The sequence below is a fragment of the Microbacterium thalassium genome, from assembly GCF_014208045.1.
Lineage (GTDB): Bacteria > Actinomycetota > Actinomycetes > Actinomycetales > Microbacteriaceae > Microbacterium > Microbacterium thalassium.
Window position 1 is genome coordinate 3,371,303 of sequence record NZ_JACHML010000001.1, and the last position, 16,101, is coordinate 3,387,403.

The 16,101-nt window shown below is 71.6% G+C and carries 16 protein-coding genes; 7 read left to right on the forward strand and 9 right to left on the reverse strand.

Annotated elements, in window-relative coordinates; all coding sequences use genetic code 11:
• Position 1: 1 nt before the first annotated feature.
• The 7 genes from HD594_RS15760 to HD594_RS15790 are packed head-to-tail and all read right to left on the reverse strand — an operon-like array spanning position 2 to position 7,484.
• Complete coding sequence (locus HD594_RS15760) at positions 2-1,108, reverse strand: zinc-dependent alcohol dehydrogenase (RefSeq protein WP_184751904.1); 1,107 nt, start codon at positions 1,106-1,108, stop codon at positions 2-4.
• A 27-nt stretch (positions 1,109-1,135) separates the two neighbouring features.
• Positions 1,136-1,999 (reverse strand): SDR family NAD(P)-dependent oxidoreductase, encoded by an 864-nt coding sequence (locus HD594_RS15765; RefSeq protein WP_221446646.1) that lies wholly within the window; start codon positions 1,997-1,999, stop codon positions 1,136-1,138.
• Entirely contained in the window at positions 1,996-3,054 is a 1,059-nt protein-coding gene (locus HD594_RS15770) for a hypothetical protein (RefSeq protein WP_184751907.1), read from the reverse strand. Before HD594_RS15770 ends, HD594_RS15765 begins: the two co-directional genes overlap by 4 nt.
• Positions 3,051-3,611: a UGSC family (seleno)protein gene (locus HD594_RS15775; RefSeq protein WP_184751909.1), complete on the reverse strand. Its 561-nt coding sequence runs from the start codon at positions 3,609-3,611 to the stop codon at positions 3,051-3,053. The genes HD594_RS15770 and HD594_RS15775 overlap by 4 nt, the downstream gene beginning before the upstream one ends.
• Positions 3,612-3,626: 15 nt before the next feature.
• Positions 3,627-4,817, reverse strand: coding sequence for an NDMA-dependent alcohol dehydrogenase (locus tag HD594_RS15780; RefSeq protein WP_221446647.1), 1,191 nt, complete (start codon positions 4,815-4,817; stop codon positions 3,627-3,629).
• Complete coding sequence (locus HD594_RS15785) at positions 4,814-6,283, reverse strand: aldehyde dehydrogenase family protein (RefSeq protein WP_184751911.1); 1,470 nt, start codon at positions 6,281-6,283, stop codon at positions 4,814-4,816. Before HD594_RS15785 ends, HD594_RS15780 begins: the two co-directional genes overlap by 4 nt.
• Before the next feature lie 28 nt (positions 6,284-6,311).
• Positions 6,312-7,484 (reverse strand): NDMA-dependent alcohol dehydrogenase, encoded by a 1,173-nt coding sequence (locus tag HD594_RS15790; RefSeq protein ID WP_221446648.1) that lies wholly within the window; start codon positions 7,482-7,484, stop codon positions 6,312-6,314.
• A gap of 299 nt (positions 7,485-7,783) precedes the next feature.
• Between HD594_RS15790 and HD594_RS15795 the strand changes: the two genes are divergently transcribed.
• The 4 genes from HD594_RS15795 to HD594_RS15810 are packed head-to-tail and all read left to right on the forward strand — an operon-like array spanning position 7,784 to position 11,049.
• The gene (locus HD594_RS15795) at positions 7,784-8,536 is read left to right on the forward strand and encodes a CoA transferase subunit A (protein WP_184751913.1); all 753 of its coding nucleotides are present in this window, start codon (positions 7,784-7,786) and stop codon (positions 8,534-8,536) included.
• Entirely contained in the window at positions 8,533-9,204 is a 672-nt protein-coding gene (locus HD594_RS15800; RefSeq protein ID WP_184751915.1) for a 3-oxoacid CoA-transferase subunit B, read from the forward strand. The genes HD594_RS15795 and HD594_RS15800 overlap by 4 nt, the downstream gene beginning before the upstream one ends.
• Positions 9,201-10,148, forward strand: coding sequence for an amidohydrolase family protein (locus HD594_RS15805; protein ID WP_271171135.1), 948 nt, complete (start codon positions 9,201-9,203; stop codon positions 10,146-10,148). Before HD594_RS15800 ends, HD594_RS15805 begins: the two co-directional genes overlap by 4 nt.
• Positions 10,129-11,049, forward strand: a complete 921-nt coding sequence (locus HD594_RS15810) for an SDR family oxidoreductase (RefSeq protein WP_184751917.1) — start codon at positions 10,129-10,131, stop codon at positions 11,047-11,049. The genes HD594_RS15805 and HD594_RS15810 overlap by 20 nt, the downstream gene beginning before the upstream one ends.
• Positions 11,050-11,248: 199 nt before the next feature.
• Here the strand turns inward: HD594_RS15810 and HD594_RS15815 are convergent, their stop codons facing one another.
• Positions 11,249-11,500, reverse strand: a complete 252-nt coding sequence (locus HD594_RS15815; RefSeq protein WP_184751919.1) for a hypothetical protein — start codon at positions 11,498-11,500, stop codon at positions 11,249-11,251.
• 262 nt (positions 11,501-11,762) lie between these two features.
• On the opposite strand from HD594_RS15815, the gene HD594_RS15820 reads away from it, so the two are divergent.
• The 3 genes from HD594_RS15820 to mftF all read left to right on the forward strand — a co-directional run bounded on the left by HD594_RS15820 (position 11,763) and on the right by mftF (position 15,393).
• Positions 11,763-12,557, forward strand: coding sequence for an IclR family transcriptional regulator (locus HD594_RS15820; protein ID WP_221446649.1), 795 nt, complete (start codon positions 11,763-11,765; stop codon positions 12,555-12,557).
• A gap of 116 nt (positions 12,558-12,673) precedes the next feature.
• The gene (gene mftD / locus HD594_RS15825; RefSeq protein ID WP_184751921.1) at positions 12,674-13,903 is read left to right on the forward strand and encodes a pre-mycofactocin synthase MftD; all 1,230 of its coding nucleotides are present in this window, start codon (positions 12,674-12,676) and stop codon (positions 13,901-13,903) included.
• A complete protein-coding gene (gene mftF, locus HD594_RS15830; RefSeq protein ID WP_221446650.1) occupies positions 13,900-15,393 on the forward strand; it encodes a mycofactocin biosynthesis glycosyltransferase MftF in 1,494 nt (497 codons plus the stop codon). The genes mftD and mftF overlap by 4 nt, the downstream gene beginning before the upstream one ends.
• On the opposite strand, the gene mftE is transcribed toward mftF, so the two are convergent.
• A complete protein-coding gene (gene mftE / locus HD594_RS15835; protein WP_184751923.1) occupies positions 15,358-16,101 on the reverse strand; it encodes a mycofactocin biosynthesis peptidyl-dipeptidase MftE in 744 nt (247 codons plus the stop codon). The two genes, mftF and mftE, sit on opposite strands and share 36 nt — an antisense overlap.

Genomic DNA, 16,101 nt, shown 5'->3' on the forward strand with positions numbered 1-16,101 from the left:
GTCAGGCGAAGCTGGGGTGGACGGAGACGTGGATCGCGGACTTGTCCTCGGTCTCGCCGGCGAGGGTCTCGATGGCGAGACCCACGTCGTCGAGGCCGAACGTGTGCGTGTGCAGCTTCTCGAGCGGGAAGCGGCCCGACTCCAGCAGCGCGATGGCCTTCTTGTTCGCCGTCGCGTCGACGCCGAAGGCGCCCTTGACCGTGATCGCGCGGTTGATGATGAGGTCGGTGACGAGCGGGATCTCGCGCTGACCCTTGAGACCCGCGAGCACGACGCGCCCGCCGTGGCGCACGCTCTTGAGGGCGTCGGTGATGGGTCCCCCCGCCATCGGGGTGAGGTCGAGCGCGACGTCGACGCCGCGGCCGCCGGTGAGCTCCATGACCGCGTCGGCGGTGTCGGGCGCATCCTCGCCGCCGACCGTCAGCGTGTGGTCGGCGCCCAGCTCCCGCGCGATCGCGAGCTTGTGCGCATCCGATTCCAGTCCGGTGACGATGACCTGTCCGGCGCCCGCCGCCTTCGCCGCGATCACCGCGGCGAGGCCCCGCTGACCGGAGCCGAGCACGAGCATCGTGTCGCCGAGCCCCACCTCGCCGAGGTCGACGGCCCACCGCACTCCGGCGCCGAGCGGGTTGTACATCGCCGCGATCTCGGCCGGCAGGTTCTTGTCGATCTTGTGGACGACCGAGTTCGGCGAGATGTAGAGGTACTCGGCGAACCCGCCCCACAGGCTCGGGCTGACCTCGATGCCGGTCACGCCGTGGCCGTACTTGCGGAAGCGGCACGCCTGGTAGTTGCCGGTCAGGCAGTCCTCGCACGCGCGGCACGGCACGATCACCTCGAGCGCAACGCGGTCGCCGACCTGGACGCCCCACCGCTCGGCGGCGCGCTCCCCCAGCTCCTCGATGATGCCCATCGGCTCGTGCCCGGGGATGAACGGGTTCGGGTTCATGCCCATGTGACCGCGGTAGATCTCGACGTCGCTGCCGCAGATGCCGTTGGCCTCCACGCGCATGAGACCGTCGTCGGGGCCGATCACGGGCCGCGGGAACTCTCGCATCTCGATCTGCCGGGGGCCGGTCTGCACGGCCGCGCGCACCATCTCCACCATGTGTGTCTCGTCTCTTCGTCGGGTCTGTCAGACCGTGGCCGGAATGCTCTTGGGGACCGAGGTGATGGGCGGTCCCGGCGGGAAGTAGCTGGGCGGCCCGCCGTCGACGGCGAGGATCTGGCCGGTGATCCAGCGGGCCCGGTCGCTCAGCAGGAACAGGGTGGCGTGGGCGATGTCCCACGCCGAGCCCTCGGTCTTGAGCGTCGTGGACTGGCGACGCGGTTCCCGCATGCTCTCGTCCATGTTCGCCGCGGCGAATGCGCCCCAGATCGCACCTACCTCGACGCAGTTGACGCGGATGCCCTGGGGTCCGAGCGTCGTGGCGGCGCCCTCGGTGAAATTCTCGATCCCCGCCTTCGCGACGCAGTAGGGCATGCCCGGCCCGCGGGCGCGGACGCCCACCGACGAGATGTTGACGATGGCGCTGCCGCGCGGCAGCACGGGCACGGCATGCCGCGTGATGTGCCACGCGGACTTCAGGTTGATGTCGATGAGCTCCTCGAAGCGCTCGGGCGTGACCTCGAAGATGCCCGCGCGGTCGCCGCTGGCGACGTTGTTGACGAGCGTGTCGAGGGCGCCGAAGCGGTCGATCACCTCGGCGATCGCACGCTCGCACGCCACGTCGTCTGTGACGTCGGCCACCAGCGGGATCGCCACGCCGCCGGCGGCCCGGATGCGCGCGACCGTCCGGTCGGCGGCCTCGGCCGACCGGTCCAGGACCGCGACGCGCGCGCCGTGGGCGGCGAGCAGCCGCGCGATGGCGTAGCCGACGCCGGGAAGATCGCCGTTCTGGCCCGCTCCCGTGACGAGTGCGGTGCGCCCGGCCATCCACTCCTCGCCGACGCCGGCGAGCGGGTCCTCCAGCGCCGGGTTCGGCGTGAGCGGGCTCACGCTCCGGCTCCCTCGATCGGGACCGAGGTGCCCGACCAGTCGGCGAAGTACCGCACGACCATCGAGATGCCGGCCGTCCGCGCGCCCGCGACCGCGACGATGACGCCGCGCTCGGCGCCCTCGGGGATGGTCCTCTGGAACACGTCCGAGCCCTCGCCGTCGCCGGGACGCCGCACGCCCTCCTCGGCGAGGTCCTTGCCCGCGCGCGCGAGTGCGTCGGTGGTGCGACCGGAGTGCTCGGCCAGCCAGTTCTGCACGTCCTCGCGGCTGTAGCCGGCGCCGGCGAGCAGGTTGGCGTGCTCCGGGCACAGGATGACCCCCGCGCCCGCGTGCTTGAAGATCCACGAGCCCGACCGGCCGATCGTGTCGGCGAAGTCCGCCAGCAGCTGCTCCGGGTCGGTGGTGTGCCGGTTGTCGACGTACTCGCACGTGCGCAGGAGCGTCGTGGTGACGGCGTTGCCGGGAGTGCCGAGGCTCGCCGCCAGCGGCTCCCACGGGCTCTCCTCCTCGTTCTCGCCGAAGCAGATCGACCATCGGCCGGGAAGGCCCTGCGTCGCCTGCTCGAGCTCGTGCGGGACGACGCCGAAGGCGTTGCGGACGATGAGCCCGATGGCGCGCGCCACCGTCGCGTTCGGCCGGAAGCCCGGACCGAAGACGCCGCCGGTGCTGTTGAAGCCGAGCTCCTCGCGGATCGGCCCGTTGACGATGATGAGCGGTGCCGGGCCGCTGGTGGACTGCCACCCGCCGCCCTTCGCCGCGCGCTCGCGCATGAGCGCGTCCCACGCGGCCAGCACGACCGGGAAGTACTCGGGCTTGCAGCCGGCCATCGCGGCGTTGATCGCGGCGAGCTCGACCGTCACCTCGCGGTCGACCTGGGGCATGTGCCCGATGACCTCGTCCGCGGCGCGGCTCGTGGTCGCGAGGAACCGGTCCACGAGCGGCCGCGTGGCCGGCACCAGGGGCAGGCCGTCCGACCATCCCTGCTCGTAGCAGTGCTCGATCGCGGCCTGCGCGACGTCCGGGTCGAGTTCGACGGCGGTGCCCGCGGCGCTCATCCGGCCACCGCCACACGCTGCTCGACCAGGGCGCCGACGATCTCGGGCAGCACCTGGGCGGCGCGCTCGCGCACCTCGTCCTCGGTGAGGCTCGCCATCGGGTGCGCCGTCGTGATCCATTCGTAGTCGGGCGCACCCTGGACGCCGGCCATCATGCGGCCCGTCGTCGTGAAGGCGTCCGTCAGCACGACCGCGGCCGGCATCCCCGCCTTCTCGAAGTTGATGCCGTCCGCCACCGCCGCGGCGCTGCACGAGCCGCAGTCGCCGACGCCGGTGAGCACGACGTCGCACTGCCCCTGGTACCGCGCGACGATCTCGTCGTCGACCGGCACCGAGAAGCTCTGCTTCGTCTCGACGATGCTGACGTCGCGAGCACCGTGCTCCGAGATCAGCAGGCGGCCGAGCTCCTGCAGGAAGAGCATCGCGTTGTGCTTGGTGTTGTCGAGCAGTCCGATGCGCAGCCCCGCGAGGGACTCGGGACGCTGCGCGTAGACGGTCTCGGCCGCGGCCGACTCCGCCTGCGCACGCCCTGTCGGATCGAGGATGGCGTTGGGCATGTCTTCCTCTCGTCGTCAGCTGTCGTGGACGATGACGCCGCGGATGTTGCGGCCCTCGACCAGGTCGCGGTACGCGTCGTTGACCTCGTCGAGCGCGTACCGGCGGGTGATGAGCTCGTCGATCTTCAGATCGCCCGACATGTACAGACGCATCAGCTTCGGGATGTCGTACAGCGGGTTGCAGTCGCCGAACAGCGCACCGCGGATCTGCCGCTGGAAGCCGATCAGCATCCCCGCGTGGACGTGGACGGCCTTCTCGGTGAGGTGGCCGACCGCGGTGATGGTGACCTTGCCCCCCTTGCCGGTCATCATGACGCCGGAGTTGACCATCTCCTCGGTGACGGCGTTGGGAGTCATGATGACGTGGTCGGCCATCTGGCCCCACGTGTCCGCCGCGACGAACTCGTGGGCCTCCTCGGCGGTCGCGAACGCGGCCGTGGCGCCGAAGGTCTTCGCGTTCTCACGCTTGAAATCGACCGGGTCGACGACGACGACGTTCTTCGCACCGGCGTAGCGCGCGCCCTGCACGGCGTTGCTGCCGACACCGCCGGCGCCGAAGATGACGACGGTGTCGCCGGCGCGGACGCCGGCGGCGTACACCGACGACCCCCAGCCGGTGGGCACGCCGCAGCCGATGAGCGAGGCGACCTCGAACGGGATCTCGTCGTAGAGCGGGACGACCGCCCACTCGGACACGACCGCGTACTGCGAGAACGTGCCCAGCGAGCAGAACCCGCCGAAGTCCTCGCCGTCCTTGTGGAAGCGGTAGGTGCCGTCGAGGAACATGCCCGTGCCGGCGTTGAGGCCCTTGACGCACATGTTCTGGTGACCGGTCGAACAGGGGCGGCACGATCCGCACGCGGGGATGTACGAACAGACCACGCGGTCGCCCGGCTTGACGCGGCGGACGTTCGGGCCGACCGACTCGACGATGCCGGCGCCCTCGTGGCCGCCCACCATCGGGAAGCGCACGGGCGCGTCGCCCTCGGTGATGTGGTGGTCGGAGTGGCAGAGACCCGAGGCGGCGAACTTGATCCGCACCTCGTGCTCCTTCGGCGCGTCCAGCTGGAGCTCGGTGATCTCCCAGTCCTGGTGCGGGCCGCGCGAGATCGCCGCACGCGTGGTGATCTGCGTGCCTTCGGTCGTGCTCTGCCGGTCGGCGGTGTCCTGTGTCAGCATGTCGTGGGCTTCCTTCTGCAGCGTCATCGCATCGAGACGGTCTTGACCTGGGTCCAGTCGAGCACCGAGTCGGCGCCCATGGTGCGGCCGAAGCCGCTGTTCTTGTAGCCGCCGAACGGGCCGCCGATGACGCCGGCGCCGAGCGGGGAGTTGACGCCGACCTGACCGGCCTCGAGGCTGCGGCTCATGCGCACCGCGGTGCCGAGATCACGCGTCCACACCGACGCGACCAGGCCGTACTCGGTGCCGTTGGCGACCTCGATCGCCTCCTGCTCGTCGTCGACGGCGATCACCGACAGGACGGGGCCGAAGATCTCCTCGCGGGCGATCCGCATGCTCGGATCGACCTTGTCGAACAGCGTCGGCTGCACGAAGAAGCCGTTGCCGAAGTCGCCGCCGGTCGGGGCGGCGCCGCCGGTGACCACCTCGGCGCCGGCCTCGCGGCCGATGTCGATGTAGCCGAGGACGCGCTCGTGCTGCTTCTGGTTGATGAGCGGCCCCATGTTCACCGGCTGGTGCCACGGCCCGTAGGTGATCTTCTCCATCTGCGCCGCGAGGCGGTCGACGAGCTCGTCGTGGATGCTGCGCAGCACGACGACGCGCGAGCCCGCCGCGCAGATCTGGCCGGTGTTCATCGTGATGCCCGCCGTCATCGCGGGGACGGCGAGGTCCAGATCGGCGTCGGGGAAGACGACCTGGGGCGACTTGCCGCCGAGCTCGAGGTGCAGAGGGGTGAGGTTCTTCGCGCACGCCTCCATCACGAGGGCGCCGGTCTGCGGCGACCCCGTGAAGCCCATGCGGCGGATGCGGGGATGGGCGGGGACGGCGGCGCCGGCCTCGTGTCCGTACCCGGTGACGACGTTGATGACGCCGGCGGGGATGCCCGCCTCGAGGGCGAGCTTGGCCAGCGCCAGCGGCGTCAGCGGTGCGTCCTCGGCGGGCTTCATGACCATCGTGTTGCCGGCGGCGATCGCGGCGCCGACCTCGGTGACGAACATCGGCCCGGGGGCGTTCCAGGGGATGATGCCGCCGACGACGCCGTACGGCTCGCGCAGCGTGAAGCCGAGCTGGTCGGGCGAGTAGGTGGGCAGCGACACGCCCTGCACCTTGTCGGCCTGACCGGCGATGAACCGCAGCTGGCCGGGCGTGCCCAGCGGGCCCCAGCTCGGGCGGCCGACCTCCTGCCGCTCGATCTCGTCGATCGCTTCGGCGTTCTGCTCGATGAGGTCCGCCCAGCGGAACAGCAGCCGTCCGCGTGCGGTCGCGTTCATGTCGCGCCAGGCCGGCAGCGCCGCCTCGGCGGCCTGGACGGCGAGCTCGACGTCCTCGGCGGTGCCGCGCGGGATGCGTGCGAGCAGCGCCCGGTTGGCGGGGTTGATGACGTCGATGGTCTCGCCGGATGCGGCGGGCACCCACTCGCCGCCGATGAGCTGCGCGCCGTCGACGACGAGGTCGCTGTCGAGGGATGCGGGGTGGTCGGAGATGATGGTCATTCTCGGTGTCCTCTGCTGTCGGTCCGGGTCACTCGGAGGCGATCTTGACCACGCCGCGGATGTTCTTTCCGTCGAGCATGTCCTGATAGCCCTCGTTGATCTGGTCGAGCGTGTAGTAGTTGGTGATCAGCTCGTCGAGCTTGAGGTGGCCCGTCTTGTACAGGCTCAGCAGGCGCGGAACATCGAACAGCGGGTTGCACATGCCGTAGATGGCGCCCTGGATGCGGCGCTGGAAGCCGATGAGCATGCCGGGGTTCTCGTCGATCCAGCCGTTGCCGACCGCGGTGACGGTGACCTGCCCGGTCTTGCCGACGATGTTGATCGCGTCGTGGATGACCTTGTCGTGCAGCACGCCCACCGTGATGATGGCGTGGTCGGCGAGCTCGCCCCACGTGGCGTCGACGACGAACTCCGCCGCCTCCTCGGCGGTCGCGAAGGTGTGCGTCGCGCCGAACTCCATCGCCTTCTCGCGCTTGAACTCGACCGGGTCGACCACGACGACGCGCTGCGCTCCCGCGTAGGCGGCGCCCTGCACGGCGTTGGTGCCGACGCCGCCGGCGCCGAAGACGACGACCGTCTGGCCGGCGCGCACGCCCGCGGCGTGCACCGCCGATCCCCAGCCCGTGGGGACGCCGCAGCCGACGAGCGCGGCGACCTCGAACGGGATGTCGTCGGGGATCGGGATGCAGGAGAACTCCGACACGACCGAGTACTCCGAGAAGGTGCCGAGCACGCACAGGCCGCCGAACTCGACGGCGCCCTGGTGGAAGCGGAAGCTGCCGTCGGGGAATTCGCCGGTCGAGGCGTTCTTGCCGGCGTCGCAGAGGTTCTGGCGCCCGGTGGAGCAGTAGCGGCACTCGCCGCACGCGGGGATGAAGGAGAGGACGACGTGGTCGCCTTCCTTCACGCGCGTGACGCCGGGGCCCACCGCGTCGACGATGCCGGCGCCCTCGTGGCCGCCGACCACCGGCATCCGCATCGGGGCGTCGCCCTTCTGGATGTGGTCGTCGGAGTGGCAGAGCCCGGCGGCGATCATGCGGACGCGCACCTCGTTCGCGCGGGGCTCGTCCAGTTCGAGTTCGGTGACCTCCCACGGCTGTCCGGGCGCACGGCACACGACCGCCTTGGTGGTGATGCGCGTGGTGTCGGAGTCGTCCGCTTCCGGCTCGCGGCCCGTCACCGCGTCTGTGGTCATGCTCATGCGACCTTCTCTTCCCGTGGTGCGTGGTGGTGCGAAGCACCGGTCGCGCAGAACGCCGGGGGCGCCGCGGGCCGATCGCTGCTTCGCGAACGTTCCTCCACGGTGCGCGTCGGCGGCCCGCGCCGACCAGGAGTCTCCCGCCTTGCGGAAGGAAATGTGGCGGAGCCGGAGGCACCCCCGACGAAGCCGCCCGATCGCCCCCGGCATCCCTTCCACATCGTGGAAAACCGGGTTCGCCGACACGCGGGGGCGCTGTTGACTGACCGCAGCAATCTCGCCAGCAACACGAAGGATGCACCGTGATCGACAAGTACTGCGCCGACCTGACCCAGGCCCTGAGCGTCGTGCAGTCCGGCGCGTCGATCGCCGTCGGCGGCTTCGGCAGCTCGGGACGGCCCGACGCCCTGCTGAACGCCCTGTGCGACCTCGACCTCCGCGACCTCCACGTCATCGTCAACAACGTCGGAGACGACTTCACCGGCATCGGGCGCCTGGTCATGGAGGGACGCGTGCGACGCTTCACGGGATCGTTCCCCATCCTCCAGGAGTTCTACGACCGCTACTTCGCCGGCAAGGTCGAGCTGGAGCTGATCCCGCAGGGCACGCTCGCCGAGCGCATGCGCGCCGGCGGCTCGGGCATCGCCGCCTTCTACACGCCCTCGAGCGCGGGCACGATGCTCTCGGACGGCACGTTCCCGCTGTCGTACGCGGACGGCCAGGTCTCGGACCGCGTCCCGGCCAAGGAGGTGCGCGAGTTCGGCGGGCGTCCGCACGTGCTCGAGCACGGCATCGTCGCCGACGTCGCGCTGGTCAAGGCGCAGCAGGGCGATCGCAAGGGCAACCTGCGGTTCCACCTGTCGGCGCGCAACTTCAACCCGCCCGCCGCGATGTGCGGGCGCATCACGTTCGCCGAGGTGGAGGAGCTCGTCGAGGTCGGGCGGCTCGGCGCCGACGACATCCACCTCCCGGGCGTGTTCATCGACCACATCGGCATGACCGCGGAGCCGATCCCGGCCACCGCGGAGAGCATCGCCAAGGAGGGCGCCGCATGACCGTTGCAGACACATCCCGCCCGATCGTCGCGGGCCGCACGCGCGAGGAGATCGCCGCGCGCGTCGCCGCCGACCTTCAGGACGGGTACACCGTGAACCTCGGCGTCGGCATCCCGCTGTCGGTGCCGCTGTACATCCCCGAGGACCGCGAGGTGTTCCTGCAGTCCGAGAACGGTGTCCTCGGCATGGGCCCGCACCCGGGCGAGGGCAACGAGGACCCCGATCTGACGGATGCCGGCAAGCGCCCCGCGAGCCTCATCGAAGGCGCCGCCATCGTCGACTCGGCGACGTCGTTCGCGATCATCCGCGGCGGCCACCTCGACGTCACGATCCTCGGGGCCCTGCAGGTCTCGGAGCACGGCGACCTCGCCAACTGGTACGTCCCGGGCCGCAACCCCGCCGTCGGCGGCGCGATGGATCTCGTCGCGGGCACCAAGCAGGTGTGGGTGTGCATGGAGCACGTCGACCGCGCCGGTCGGTCCAAGCTCGTGACGGAGTGCACCTTCCCGCTCACCGGCACCGGCGTCGTCACGCGCGTGTACACCGACCTCGCCGTCTTCCACGTGGTGGACGGGGGGCTCGTCCTGACCGAGTGCGCACCGGGCGTGACACCGGACGACGTCCGAGCCCGCACGGCCGCCGCCTACACGGAAGCGCCGGCGTCGTGAGCGCGGCCCGCCTCTCGCGCATCGATCCCGACCGGCTGGTCGCCATCGACGTGCACACCCACGCGCATCGCTCCGTCGACCGGGTCGACCAGCAGCACCTGGGCAACGAGGCCATGGGCGAGTACTTCGGCGTCGGGACGATGCCCACGTACACCGTCCCGGAGCTGGCCGACTACTACCGCGAGCGCCGGATGGCGGCGGTGGTCTTCACCGTCGACAGCATCTCGCAGACGGGTGTCGAGCCCGAACCGTCGAACTTCGAGATCGCTCAGCTGGCCGCCGAGCACAGCGACGTGCTGATCCCGTTCGCGAGCATCGACCCGCGGCGCGGCCGCGCGGGCATCGACCTCGCGCGGAGCCTCATCCTGGAGTACGGCGTACGCGGGTTCAAGTTCCACCCGAGCGTCCAGGCGTTCTACCCCAACGACCGCGAGGCGTACCCGCTCTACGAGCTCATCGAGGAGCACGAGCTGATCGCGCTGTTCCACTCCGGCCAGACCGGGGTCGGCGCGGGGCAGCCCGGCGGCGGCGGCGTCCGCCTGAAGTACGCCAACCCGCTTCACCTCGACGACGTCGCGGCGGACTTCCCCGGCATGGACATCATCATCGCCCACCCGTCCTTCCCCTGGCAGGACGAGGCGCTGTCGGTGGCGACCCACAAGCCGCGCGTCTACATCGACCTGTCGGGGTGGTCCCCGAAGTACTTCCCGCCGCAGCTCGTGCAGTACGCGAACACGATCCTCAAGCACAAGATGCTGTTCGGATCGGACTTCCCCGTGATCACGCCCGACCGGTGGATGCGCGACTTCGAGCAGCTGGACATCAAGGACGAGGTGCGGCCCCTCATCCTCAAGGAGAACGCGGTCCGGCTGTTCGGGCTGCAGTCGCAGACGTCTGAATCGGAGCACGAAGGAGAGCACACCAATGCAGGACGTGATCGGTAAGGTCGCCGTCGTCACCGGCGGATCCAGCGGCATCGGCCGCGGCATCGCGCTCGCCTTCGCACGCGCGGGCATGAAGGTCGTCGTCACCGGGCGCCGCCAGGAGCACCTCGACGAGACCGCGGAGGTCTTCGCCGGGCTCGGGCTGGACGTGCACCCGATGCGGGTCGATGTCACCGACCTCGCCGCGATGCGGGCGGCGGCCGACGACATCGAGCAGCGGTTCGGGCGCATCGACGTGCTCGTCAACAATGCCGGCATCGGCCTCACCGGTCCCGTCGCCGACGCCGTGCCCGAGGACTGGGACTGGGTCATCGACGTCAACATCAAGGGCGTCGGCAACGGCATCCAGGCTTTCCTGCCCAAGATCCGCAGTCATGGCGAGGGCGGACACATCGTCAACACGTCGTCCATGGCGGCGCTCATGCCGATCGTGGCGGGCCTGTACTCGATGACGAAGGCGGCCGTGGTCGCGCTGTCGGAGGCGCTCCACATCGAGCTGCTCGATGAGGGCATCGCGGTGTCGGCGTACTGCCCGGGGCCCGTGCACAGCAACATCGCCACCGCCGTGGCCGCGCGCCCCGAGAAGTACGGCGAGTCGGGATACGCACCGCCGGACCCGAGCTTCGCCGAGTTCGCGAAGTCGCAGCCGTATCAGTCGGCCGAGGAGGCGGGCGAACGCGTGCTGCAGGGCGTCCGCCGAGGCGACATGTTCATCCTCACGCACGCCGAGTTCAAGGCCGGCGTGGTCGATCGTCACCGCACGATCGAGGATGCCTTCCCCGACGAGCCGGTGAACGAGGAGCGCGCCCGGGCGATCCCGTTCCTGCTCTCCTCCCCCGTCTACGACGAGGATCACCGGCTGGCGCCGCCGCACGCACCGGCATCCGTCCCGGCGACCTGATCGCCGGCGGGGCCTCGCATCCGGGCGCGCCGCACAGTCTCTGGGGACACTGTGCGGCGCGCCCTTGTGCGCCCGTCCGTGAGGCTGGACGCGGCACGCAGCGACAGAGCGCGAGGACATCGGCCGCCCGGCGACGGCGACGCCCCCCGCCCGCGAGGTGCGCGGCGAGGGGCGGGACGTTCAGGTCAGCGGATGCCGATCAGGCCGGAGCCTCTTCGCCGCTGTGGACGTCGACCGGGTAGCTCAGCTCGATGCGCTCGGCGTCGACGCCGATCATGGGAGCGAGCATCATCTTCATGAGCTTCTTGGGGACCAGGCACTCGGCGCACGCGTCGGGGCCGGCGACGATCGTCGCGACGGCCGCCTCGCCGTCGACATCGACCGTCAGGTGGTAGTCGTCGGCCTCGAGGCTCTGACGGAGTCCCTGGAGCTGGTCCTGATCGATGCTCATGCGCGTGTGTCCCTCCTCGCGCCCCACGAATTCGTGGAGGCCGGTGGGTCGATGCTAGGCGTCGGGGTCGGTACGCGGACATCCTCATTCCACCGGATGGAAAACGTCTGCGGCTTCCGCGTGGCGGAAGCCGCAGAACCGCGGGATTCCGCGATCCGCAGGGAATTCGCAGAACTCACCCCTTTCGGGAGGCGGAAGAAAGAGTATGGTTTGCCTACGGACATAGGGGTCCGGTACCCATCCCCCAGGAGGCTGGTCGACGATGACCATCAGCGAGATGCCCACCACCGAGAGAATGACCGCCGCGCAGCGCGTTCTGGCCGTGCTGGAGGCGTTCGATCAGGATCACCTGATGCTCACGCTCAGCGAGATCAGCCGCCGTGTCGGCCTGAGCCTGAGCACGACGCACCGCCTCGTCGGCGAGCTGCGGGACTGGGGAGCGCTCGAGCGCTCCACGGACGGCCGCTACGCGATCGGGATGCGCATCCTCGAGCTCGGCTCGCTCGAGCCGCAGGGCATGCGCCTGCGCGACGTCGCGCTGCCGTTCCTCGGCGACCTCCAGGCCGCGACCGACGCGAACGTGCACCTGGCCGTCCGCGACGGCCACGACGTCGTCTACGTCGAGTCGCTGCGCGCCCGCAACGGCGCGCGCGTGCTCAGCCGCCTGGGCGGACGCTGGCCCCTCCACGCCACCGGCACGGGCCTGATCCTGCTGGCCTTCGCGCCGAGCGAGTTCCGCGAAGAGGTCCTCGCCAGCCCCCTGCAGCGCTTCACGCCCAGCACCGTGACCGACCCCGAGGAGCTGCGCCGCATGCTCGCCGAGGTGCGGCGCACCGGCGTGGCGTTCGTGAAGGACTCGATCACCACAGAGGCAAGTGCGGTCGCCGTGCCGGTGCGCGGCCCCCGCGATCGGCTCATCGCCGCTGTCGGCGTCACGATCAAGGCCCCGGGCGTCTCGCCTCACGCGGTGCTCCCGGCCCTGTCGGCCACGGCCCGCGCGATCTCGCGGGGTCTGGGCGCGCCGTCGGCCGCGGGGCGTCCGCCGTCGGCCGCCTGATCCTGCCGCCGGGCGCCTGATCCTGCCGCCGGGCGAAAGACCGCATTGCCTGTGGCACCGGGTGCCACTACCGTCGTCGAAGACGAGGAACTGAGGCGACGAGGAGGTCGATCCCGGTGAGCAGCGACTGGTTCGAGACGGTGGCGGAGGCGCAGCGACGCGCGAAGAAGAGACTGCCCGCGAGCGTGTACGGCGCTCTGCTGGCCGGCTCCGAGCGCGGGGTCACCTACGAGGACAACCTGGCGGCGTTCGCGCAGCTCGGGTGGGCCCCGCACGTGGCCGGGATGTCGGGCACCCGCGATCTGTCGACGAGCGTCATGGGGGTCGACGTGTCGCTCCCGGTGATCATCTCCCCCACCGGCGTGCAGGCCGTCCACCCCGAGGGCGAGGTCGCGGTCGCCCGTGCCGCGGCGGCTCGCGGCACGATCATGAGCCTGAGCTCCTTCGCGAGCAAGCCGATCGAAGAGGTCACCGCCACCGGAGCCCCGACGTTCTACCAGGTGTACTGGATGGGATCGCGCGAGACGATGCTCCAGCGCCTGGAGCGGGCGCGCGCCGCCGGTGCGAAGGGCATCATCGCGACGCTGGACTGGACGTTCTCGAACGGCCGCGACTGGGGCAGCCCCTGGATCCCGGAGAAGCTCACGCTCGGCGCCGCGATGCGCTTCGCCCCGCAGGCGCTGCGTCGTCCCGGATGGCTGTGGGAGTTCGCCAAGACCGGACGCGTGCCCGACCTCTCGACGCCGAACCTCGCCGCTCCCGGCGAGCAGGCACCGACGTTCTTCGGCGCCTACGGCGAGTGGATGGGAACGGCCCTTCCGACGTGGGAGGACATCGCGTGGCTGCGCGAGCAGTGGGGCGGCCCGTTCCTGCTCAAGGGCGTCTCGCGGCTCGACGACGCGCGCCGCGCGGTCGACGCCGGCGTCACGGCCATCTCGGTGTCCAACCACGGCGGCAACAACCTCGACTCGACGCCGGCGGCCATCCGCATGCTCCCGGCGATCGCCGACGCCGTCGGCGACGAGATCGAGGTGCTGCTCGACGGCGGCATCCGGCGCGGCGGCGACGTCGCCAAGGCGCTCGCGCTGGGTGCGCGCGCCGTGCTCATCGGCCGCGCCTACCTGTGGGGCCTCGCCGCGAACGGCCAGACCGGCGTCGAGAACGTGCTCGACATCCTCCGCGGCGGCCTCGACTCCGCCGTCCTCGGGCTCGGCCACTCCTCGGTGCACGAGCTGTCGCGCGACGACCTGTGGATCCCGCAGGACTTCACGCGGGAGTTCGGGGCGCCCGCGCCGGCCGTGCCCGACTCGCTCGAGTCGCTGGAGATGGGCGCCGGGCTGGCGTGACCGACGCCTCGACGCCCGCCGCCGCGCTGCCGCTCGGCTTCACGGTGCGGCTGGCCCGCCGCACGCGGGTGCTCGAGGGCGGCCGCGTGCTCGTCGGCGGCTCGCCCACGCGCGTCGCGCGGCTGTCGGGGCGCGGCGCCGGCGCGTTCCGCGGGCGCGACCTGACGGTGGCGGACGCCACCACGCGACGCCTCGCGGAGCATCTGCTCGAGACGGGCCTGGGCAACCCCGTCGCGCACACCCTCCCCGAGATCGCGCTGGACCAGGTCACCGCCGTGATCCCCGTCAAGGAGCGTGCGCAGCCGCTGTCGCGCCTGCTCGCGAGCCTGCCGGGAGGGCTCGCACGGGTCATCGTCGTCGACGATGGATCGGATCGCGCCGCCGAGATCGCCTTCGTGGTCCGCCGCGCGGGAGCGGAGCTGCTGCGACTCGACGTCAACCAGGGTCCGGCGGCGGCGCGCAACGCGGGTCTCGCGCGCGTGGAGACGCCCTTCGTCGCGTTCCTCGACTCGGACGTGACGGTCGAACCCGACGCGATCGGACTCCTGCTGCGGCACTTCGCCGACCCCCGCCTGGCTCTGGCGGCGCCGCGCGTGCTTTCGACGCGCGTCGAGAACCCCTCCTGGGTCGCGCGATACGAGGATGCGCGCTCATCCCTCGACCTCGGCGCCGACGCGGCGCTCGTGCGCCCGCGCAGCCCCGTGACGTGGGTGTCGAGCACGTGCCTCGTGGGGCGCGTATCCGACCTCGGAGCCGGCTTCGACGACGCGATGCGCGTCGGCGAAGACGTCGACCTCGTGTGGCGCCTGGTCGACGCGGGCCGCCGCGTGCGCTTCGAGCCGTCCGCCGTCGTCCGACACGAGCCGCGTGAGACCGCGCGCGCGTGGCTCGCGCGCAAATTCTTCTACGGCACCGGAGCGCATCCCCTCGCCACACGTCACCCGAAGGACATCGCCCCCGCCGTGCTCCCGCCGTGGGGAGCCGCCGTCCTCGCCCTCGTCGCGCTCCAGCGCCGGTGGGCGACGGCTGCGGCGATCGCCGTGACCGCGGGCGCGCTCATCCAGGTGGCGCGGCGACTGCGCAACGTCGAGCATCCGTGGCGTCTGGCGACCGAGCTGACCGGCACGAGCCTGGTCGCGGCGGGCGGGCAGGGCATGGCCCTGCTCGTGCGTCACTGGTGGCCGGCGGCCGCCGCGGCGGCGGTCGTGTTCCCGCGCGCGCGGCGCCTCCTGGCGGTCGCCGCGGTGGTCGACGCCGCCGTGGAGTACGTGCGGCTCCGTCCGCGCCTGGACCCCCTGCGCTTCGCGGTCGCACGGCGGCTGGACGATCTCGCCTACGGCGCGGGCGTGTGGACGAGCGCGTGGCGCGGGCGGAGCCTCGGCGCGCTCCTGCCGGCGATCATCCGCACGTCGCGCGCGGAGCGCGCACCCCGGCGCGGCGACTCCGCTCGCGGATCAGCCCGCCGCGACGGCGACCAGCCGGCCGCCTGACCCCACGCGACCCTCGCGGACGAGCGCCCACGCCCGCTCGCACATGCCGGAGAACAGACGCTCGCCCGCCTCGGCTGTCGCACCGGTCGGGTCGCCGAGGATGCCGTTCGGCGACACCGCCGCGACACCGCCCGCCCGCATCGCCGGCATCAGCTCCGCCAGCGGCGCCGTCGCCCCCGGCTCGATTCTGTCCACCCGCACGCGACGCGGATCCAGGTGCAGCATGATCGCGGTCTCGACGAAGCCCGCATGCGCGTCGCCGGCCGGCACCTCGCCCACCGGCGCACACGGCACCCACGCGGCATCCCGCGCCTCGGAGCGCGCCCGCGGCACCGCCGCCGACAGCGCCTCGACGTTGCCGCCGTGACCGTTGACGAACACGATGCGGTCGAGCCACTGCGTCGCCGACCGGCACAGCTCCAGCAGCACGGCCGACAGCGCCTCGCTGCCGATCGACAGCGTCCCCGGGAAGGACTGGTGCTCACCGCTCGCGCCGATCGCGATCGGCGGCGTCACGACGGCGTCGCCGCCGTCCTCCCTCATGCGCCCCGCGAGATCGTGCGCGACGGCGACGGCGATCGCGGTGTCGGTGTCCAGCGGCAGGTGCGGACCGTGCTGTTCGATCGAGCCGACCGGCACGAGCAGCACGGGGCGCCCGGCGGACGGCCAGGTGCGTCCGCCGAGCGCCCCGGGCGCGTCGTGCCCCAC